This window comes from Stenotrophomonas sp. HMWF023, from assembly GCF_003060985.1.
GTDB lineage: Bacteria > Pseudomonadota > Gammaproteobacteria > Xanthomonadales > Xanthomonadaceae > Stenotrophomonas > Stenotrophomonas lactitubi.
Map to the genome: position 1 here is coordinate 39,180 of NZ_QAIJ01000301.1, position 3,584 is coordinate 42,763.

The 3,584-nt window shown below is 68.4% G+C and carries 5 protein-coding genes; 2 read left to right on the forward strand and 3 right to left on the reverse strand.

The features are described from left to right. Nucleotides 1–223: 223 nt before the first annotated feature. From DBR20_RS17730 to DBR20_RS17740, 3 genes are read right to left on the reverse strand one after another with little or no spacing between them, the layout of a single operon-like run. Nucleotides 224–805 (reverse strand): NAD(P)H-dependent oxidoreductase, encoded by a 582-nt coding sequence (locus DBR20_RS17730; protein ID WP_108267329.1) that lies wholly within the window; start codon nucleotides 803–805, stop codon nucleotides 224–226. Between the two features lie 55 nt (nucleotides 806–860). Beyond that, a complete protein-coding gene (locus DBR20_RS17735; protein WP_108267331.1) occupies nucleotides 861–1,256 on the reverse strand; it encodes a MerR family transcriptional regulator in 396 nt (131 codons plus the stop codon). Between the two features lie 4 nt (nucleotides 1,257–1,260). Next, nucleotides 1,261–2,040: a 3-oxoacyl-ACP reductase gene (locus tag DBR20_RS17740; protein ID WP_181393121.1), complete on the reverse strand. Its 780-nt coding sequence runs from the start codon at nucleotides 2,038–2,040 to the stop codon at nucleotides 1,261–1,263. A gap of 70 nt (nucleotides 2,041–2,110) precedes the next feature. On the opposite strand from DBR20_RS17740, the gene dapB reads away from it, so the two are divergent. Further along, the gene (gene dapB / locus DBR20_RS17745) at nucleotides 2,111–2,839 is read left to right on the forward strand and encodes a 4-hydroxy-tetrahydrodipicolinate reductase (protein ID WP_108267333.1); all 729 of its coding nucleotides are present in this window, start codon (nucleotides 2,111–2,113) and stop codon (nucleotides 2,837–2,839) included. Nucleotides 2,840–3,173: 334 nt separating this feature from the next. Next, nucleotides 3,174–3,584: carbamoyl-phosphate synthase domain-containing protein (locus DBR20_RS17750; protein ID WP_308812623.1), on the forward strand; the 411-nt coding region annotated here is incomplete at its 3' end.

Here is a 3,584-nt window from a genome sequence, read left to right on the forward strand (position 1 = left end):
TGGCTGTGACAGCTGCGGGCCGACGCCGCCGAAGCAGCACTGAGGCTGCCTTTCCTGCTTTGCTGGGTACGAAACTGGGTCCGCACGGTCAGGGATTCATCCACGCATGGCGTGGATCTACTCATCTCCCGCGCCGCCCTCCAGCGGCGTCGGAATTGATCATCCATGCTTGGCGTGGATCCATGTTGCGGGCAGGGCGAGGCGAGCAGTTTGCCGCGATGCGTCAGCGTGCCTGCGCACCCAGATCGGCAATCTGGGCCAGCCAGCGTTCGCGCTGTTGGGCCGTGCTGCTGCGCACGGCGCCCAAGCGGCTGACCCGCACCGGGCGGATGCCACAGAATTCCAGGATGGTGCTGCGGATCTGGGCGATGCCCGGGTCGCGGTAGATCCAGCGGTAGTACCAGGGGGGCGTATCCAGGGTGGTGATGACCCGCGCGCTGCGCCCTGCCAGCAGCCGGTCCCACCAGACCGAATCGCGCCGGTAGCGGAAGGCGAAGCCTGGCAGCAGCACGCGGTCGAAGAAGCCCTTCAGCAGGGCCGGCATCGCCCCCCACCAGGTCGGGTAGACCAGCACAAGATGATCGCAGGCCTGGATCGCGTCGGCGGCATCCTGCAGGTCGGCTTCCAACGGCTGGATCTGACGATATCCGTGGCGCAGCACCGGGTCGAACTGAAGGTCGCCCAGGGCGATCATGCGCACGTGGTGACCGGCGTTGCCGGCGGCGGTCGCGTATCGCTGGGCGAGGGCGCCGCACAGGCTGTCGCGGTCGGGATGGCCAAGCAGGATCAGGATGGAGCGGGGCACGGCAGTCTCGGGGGCCAGAAAGCACCCGACGTTGCGCTATGCCCCAAGGGCAGAGTCAAACCGCGGCAGTGCAGCCAGCGGGGACCAGTACGCAGGTGCCGTCGCCCTGCTGCAGCCATTGCCGCAGTTCGTCGCCCACCTGCTGCAACGCGATCTCGACGCGGGCGAGGCGTTCGCGCTCTGCAGCGATCGTCGTGCGCTGGCGCTCCAGCAGGGCCAGCACCGCCGTCCAATCGAGCTGGCCGTCATCGCGCTGCAGACGGGAAATTGCGGCCAGGCCGATGCCCAGTCCCAGCGCCTGCCGGATCAATTGCACCCAGGCTACGTCCTGCTCGCTGTAGTCGCGATAGCGGTTCAGGCGCGGCACTGGCGGCAGCAGGCCGCGTGCCTCGTACAGGCGGATTGCCTTGGCGCTGGCGCCGGTGCGGCGCGCGACCTCTGAAATGCGCATCCGTTCAGTCCCGCACCAGGCCGCCGTCGACCACCAGATTCTGCCCGGTCACCGCGCGCGCCCATGGGCTGGCGAAGAACAGCGCGGCATCGGCGAACTCGGCCGGGGTGGTGACGCTGCGCAGCGGCGTGTTGGCGGCGATGTAGTCGAATACGGCTTCCGGCGTGGCGGCGCTGGCATCGGTCGTGCGCAGCAGGCCGCCGGACAGCATGTTGACGGTGATGCCGTGCGGGCCGAGGTCGCCGGCCAGGGTGCGGGTGAGCGACAGCAGCGCGGCCTTGGCGGCGGTGTAGTCGTGGTAGGGCACCACCGGGTTCTGGAACAGGTTGGTGCCGATGTTGATGATCCGGCCGAACCGCCGCGCCTGCATGCCGGGTAGGGCAGCCTGCACGGTATTGAGGGCGCCGCGCACGCTGCCTTCGAACTGTGCCTGGAAGGTCGGCCAGCCGATGTTGGCGGCGTTGTCGCGGGCATCGCCATTGAACGAGAACGCGGCCAACGCGTTGTTGACCACGGTGGTCACGCCCTGGCCGAAGTGCGCCAGTGCGTGCTGCAGCAGGCTGTCGACCTGGGCGCGGTCGGTGACGTCGGCCTGCAGGGCGATGGCCTGGCCGCCCAGTTCGCTGGCCAGAGCGCGTGCGGCCGCTTCGCTGCGGTGATAGTTGATGACAACCCGCGCGCCCTGCGCGGCGAAGGTGCGGGCGATGTGCTGGCCGAGGCCGCGACCGGCGCCGGTGACCAGTACCAGCTGTTCGCTGATCTGCATGATGGTCAGGCAATCCATGGCAAAAGGGCACGCAGCGTAGCAGCGACAGTGCTTGCCGGACCATGCGTGCTGCCGCTAGCCTGCGTGCATGAACCAGACTCCCCTGCGATTGCTTATTCACGGCGCCTCCGGGCGCATGGGCCAGGCCCTGTTGCGGCTGGCCGCCGAACACCCTGATTCCCTGCAGATCGTCGCTGCGGTGACCGGCCGCGCGCCGGCCCAGCGGGTGATCGATGGTGTGCCGTTCTTCGCCGCCAGCGAGTTGCCGGGGGCGCCGGTTTTCGACGTGGCGATCGACTTCAGCCTGCCGGAGGGCTTCGATGCGCTGCTGGCACTGTGCGTGGAGCGCGGCGCCGGGCTGGTGTCGGGCACCACCGGCATTTCCACTGCGCAGCGCCAGGCGCTGGAGTCGGCGGCGGTGAAGATCCCGCTGGTGTGGGCGTCGAACTTCAGCCTGGGCGTGGCGGTACTGGATGAGCTGGTGGAGCGCGCTGCGCAGGCCCTGGCGGGCTGGAACTGCGACATCGTCGAGTCGCACCATACGCAGAAGAAGGACGCGCCCTCGGGCACGGCACTGACCCTGGGCGCAGCGGCACAGCGGGGCGGGGCTGAGCCGCAGTACGCCAGCCTGCGCGCCGGTGACATCGTCGGCGAGCATCTGGTGCAGTTCACCGGTCTGGGCGAGCGCATCGAGCTGGTGCACCGGGCCACCAACCGCGACATCTTCGCCCGCGGGGCGCTGTTTGCCGCTCGCCAGCTGCAGGGCCGGGCGGCGGGCAGCTACCGGGTAAGGGACCTGTTGGACGGGCCCGGGTAACGGGCCCGGGTCGATGGTAGATGCCAACCTTGGTTGGCAGCCGTTGCTGAACGCGCCAACCAAGGTTGGCGCCTACCGGAGCCGGGCAGGTGGGATGGCAGCGGCCCGGTCATCGGCCCACATACGCCCCCGGATTGAAATGAATGCGCAATCGCCTGTTCATGAATGGCGATAACCGCTGGCGCGCGCGCCCCGGCACCGCTACAATTCGCACTCGCCGAATCACGAAAGCCGGACCGGTCCCAGACCGTACGTCCGCGCTTTTTTGCAACCGGATTTCCGTGAAGCGCAGGCGTGACTTCGGCACCCCCTCGGTAGCCAAAGTGAGAATTCCGTGACCCAAGCCGCAATCCTCGTCCTCGAAGACGGCACCGTATTCGAGGGCGAATCCGTAGGCGCGCCCGGCCTGTCCGTCGGTGAGGTGGTGTTCAACACCGCCATGACCGGCTACCAGGAAGTGTTGACCGACCCGTCCTACGCCCGGCAGATGGTCACGCTGACCTATCCGCACATTGGCAACACCGGCATGACCGACCAGGACAATGAAGCGTCCAAGGTGTGGTCGGCCGGCCTGATCGTGCGCGATGTACCGCGCCGCCCGAGCAGCTGGCGCAGCCAGGTGTCGCTGCAGGACTGGCTGATCCAGCGTGGCGTGGTCGCCATCGCCGGCATCGACACCCGCAAGCTGACCCGCATCCTGCGCGAGAAGGGCGCCCAGAACGGCGCGCTGATGGCCGGTGACGGC

Coding starts and splice junctions, on each gene's coding strand:
- DBR20_RS17735 (WP_108267331.1), bottom strand. CDS start 1,256: ATGCGCATTTCAGAGGTCGCGCGCCGCACCGGCGCCAGCGCCAAGGCA.
- DBR20_RS17740 (WP_181393121.1), bottom strand. CDS start 2,040: ATGGATTGCCTGACCATCATGCAGATCAGCGAACAGCTGGTACTGGTC.
- dapB (WP_108267333.1), top strand. CDS start 2,111: ATGAACCAGACTCCCCTGCGATTGCTTATTCACGGCGCCTCCGGGCGC.